At 54.9% G+C, this 3362-nt stretch carries 3 protein-coding genes; 2 read left to right on the forward strand and 1 reads right to left on the reverse strand.

The genetic code is table 11. From position 1 onward, the window contains the following. Positions 1-239: 239 nt before the first annotated feature. The gene (locus ACR0NM_RS20805) at positions 240-1259 is read left to right on the forward strand and encodes a putative 2-aminoethylphosphonate ABC transporter substrate-binding protein (protein ID WP_480484969.1); all 1020 of its coding nucleotides are present in this window, start codon (positions 240-242) and stop codon (positions 1257-1259) included. Positions 1260-1391: 132 nt separating this feature from the next. Further along, positions 1392-1676 (forward strand): ATP-binding cassette domain-containing protein, encoded by a 285-nt coding sequence (locus ACR0NM_RS20810; RefSeq protein ID WP_480492856.1) that lies wholly within the window; start codon positions 1392-1394, stop codon positions 1674-1676. Positions 1677-1712: 36 nt separating this feature from the next. On the opposite strand, the gene ACR0NM_RS20815 is transcribed toward ACR0NM_RS20810, so the two are convergent. Beyond that, positions 1713-3064 (reverse strand): IS3 family transposase gene (locus ACR0NM_RS20815; RefSeq protein WP_170717543.1). Its coding sequence is split into 2 segments (ribosomal slippage): positions 1713-2728 and positions 2728-3064, totalling 1353 coding nucleotides; the frame shifts between segments, so codons are not numbered across the junction. Positions 3065-3362 lie beyond the last annotated feature (298 nt).

Raw genomic sequence — 3362 nt, forward strand, 5'->3', positions numbered from 1 at the left:
AGAGGTTTCGTCTCGGTGTAAGGATGGTTTCGGAGCGGCGGCAGTACTAATAACAGAATGTCCTGTGCGGACTGGTTATGGTAACCTGAAATAGAAAGGTATCGCCCCGACAGTTTGCAGTTAACTGCACATTATTAGGGTGCAATTCTGTCAAATTGGCGGTCACTGGCTTCACTTGACCCAAAGCGCCTCGAAAAAGAAGGCACCCAACAAAAATGATCAACCAACAGAGGAAAACCATGAAACGGACGACATCATTTTATTCGGCATTGGCGGTCGGTTTACTGACTGCGACGGTTGCGGCATCGGAGACGGAACTGACAGTTTACACCGCTGTCGAGGCGGAGGATCTGGCGAGGTATGCAGAGACGTTCAACCAGAGTAACCCTGATATCAAGATCAACTGGGTCCGGGACTCGACGGGGATCATCACCGCGAAACTGCTGGCTGAACGTGACAACCCACAGGCGGATGTGGTCTGGGGGTTGGCGGCGACCTCTCTGCTGCTGTTGAAATCCGAAGGGATGCTGGAGCCTTATGCCCCGGTTGGCGTAGACAAGCTGGATGCGAAATTCGTCGATGGTGACAACCCGCCTGCCTGGGTTGGCATGGACGCCTGGGTTGCCTCGGTTTGCTACAACACGGTTGAGGCGGAAAAGGCCGGGTTGAAGCCGCCCACTTCGTGGAAGGACCTGACTGATCCGATGTACAAGGATCAGGTGATCATGCCGAACCCGAATTCGTCTGGCACGGGGTTCCTTGATGTGTCCAGCTGGCTTCAAATGTTTGGCGAAGAAGGTGGCTGGGAATACATGGATGCGCTGCACGAGAATATTGCGCGCTACACCCATTCCGGCTCGAAGCCTTGCAAACTGGCGGCGGCGGGCGAGATCCCGATTGGTATTTCTTTTGCGTTCCGTGGGGCGAAATCCAAAGCTGATGGCGCACCGCTGGAAATCATTGTGCCTTCGGAAGGCGTCGGCTGGGACATGGAAGCAACCGCGATTGTGGCCGGTACCGCAAATCTGGAAGCCGCGCAGAAGCTGGTGGACTTCACCGTCACCAAAGAGGCCAACGAGATGTACAATACCGGCTATGCGGTCGTGGCGTATCCCGGCGTTGCAAAACCGGTTGAACACTTCCCAGAGGGTCTTCTGGATGCGATGATCAACAATGATTTCGAGTATGCCGCCAACAATCGCGCGGCAATCCTGAAGGAATGGCAGTCTCGCTATGACGGAAAGTCTGAAGCGAAATAATTCCATTGGCAGGAGGGGCTTTTGTGCCTCTCCTGCCCGCCACTCTCTTGTTCCCACCAACACAACCAACTCACCCGGCGCGCACCAGCCAGGATCGGTCGTGCCCGAGGTGCAGATGTGAGGACCTCTCCCGTGCTTCAGAAAACACCACCCGGTGAACTGTATCTCAGCATCCAGAATTTGTGGAAAGCGTTCGGCAGCTTTCTGGCACTCAAGGACATCTCTCTTGAAATCAAAGAAGGTGAATTCATTTGTTTCCTTGGCCCGTCCGGCTGCGGCAAGACCACCTTGTTGCGGGCGATTGCAGGGCTGGATCTGCAGACCAAGGGTACGATTATGCAGGATGGCAAGGACGTCTCCAACCTGCCTCCGTCCGAGCGTGTCCGTCATCGAATGATTTGGAACACGAGCGTTTGATTGGCTTAGGAGGATCAGGCTCGCCGCAGTTTCAATCTACGCCGCGTTCTGATGATGCAGCAAGCGGCGTTTCTGGATTGTCTGGTGTTTGATTTCCTTTCTGCGTCTGAGGATTGTTTCGGCTCGACCGAAATAGACATCGGCGGGTGTCAGATTGCTGATGCTCTCGTGGTATCGGTTGTGGTTGTAGTGATTGATGAAGTCGCCGATGGCCTGTTCGAGCGCTCCTGGCAGATAGTAGTTTTCCAGCAGGACACGGTTCTTCATCGTCTGATGCCATCGCTCAATCTTGCCCTGGGTCTGCGGATGGTTGGGCGCTCCCCGAACATGATCCATACCCTGCTCATCCAGCCATTTCGCCAACTCGCCAGAGATGTAACTGCTGCCGTTGTCGCTGAGCAGCCGGGGCTTGTGGGCAACGGTGACACTGTCACAACCTGATGCAGCCAAAGCGTCTTCCAGCGTTCCTGTGACATCGTCAGCTTTCATCGTGGTGCAAAGGCGCCAAGAGACAACGTAACGGCTGTAATCATCCAGGATCGTAGACAGGTAGAACCAGCCCCAACCGATGACTTTGAGATAGGTGAAGTCGGTCTGCCAAAGCTGGTTCGGCCGCACAGTCTTCTCATGGAATTCATCCGCCGCTTTGATGGTGATGCAGGCTGGGCTAGTGATCAGATCTTGTGCCTTCAGAAGCCTGTAAACACTGGCCTCAGAAACGAAGTAGCGCCTGGTGTCGGTGAACCGCACCGCAAGCTCGCGGGGCGATAACTCGGGTTCTTCCAGAGCCAGTTCCACGATCTGCTTGCGCACCTTGTCGGGGATGCGGTTCCAAACCCTACCTGGCCGGGAATGGCGATCCTCAAGCCCGGCCTCGCCGAAAGACAGATACCTGTCGTACCAGCGGTAGAAGGTCGTTCTGGGAATGCCGAGCTTTTCCAGTGTGCGTTTGATCGGCAGGTGCGAACCGTCAACCAGCCGGATGATCTCAAGCTTTTCGGATGCGGGATATCTCATTCGTCGTCTCCCCCATCCTCGAACATGCTTTTTTTGAGCAGCCGGTTCTCAAGGGTCAGGTCGGCGACTACCTCTTTCAGCGCCGACGATTCCGCTCTCAAATCCTTCACCTCAGAGCTGGTAGCCTGGCGTGCGGTATCGCCAGCCAACCGCTTCTTACCGGCCTCAAGGAACTCTTTCGACCAGCTGTAATACAGGCTCGTAGCTATTCCTTCACGGCGACACAGCTCCGCTATGCTGTCTTCACCACGAAGCCCATCCAACACAATACGGATCTTCTCCTCTGCCGAATGCTGGCGCCGTGTCTTCCTGCGGATGTCTTTGACAACTCTCTCTGCTGACGCTTTCTGTTTCCCGGATTTCATTCTCATCTCCACTCTCTGATGGTTACGATGAGCCTGAAATCCTCCGCTACGCAATCAACCTAGTCTGTTCCATGGGTGCTGATGGCGGACAACCTTAACATAAGTGTGGACCTGTTCCGTTGGGGAGGCTCATTGGGAGGCGCATTTTCCGATCTATACATCCGGTTCTCCTCGCAGTATGGACTGCGCTTCTACTATGACCCGTGTGTCGGAAGCTCTGAGGGTGACCGTATCACTCCGGAGAGCTGAGCCATGAACCCGACACTCGCAATCGCATTGAAGCGTAAAGGATACGACACGCTGA

The organism is Ruegeria sp. AF2 (assembly GCF_056542025.1).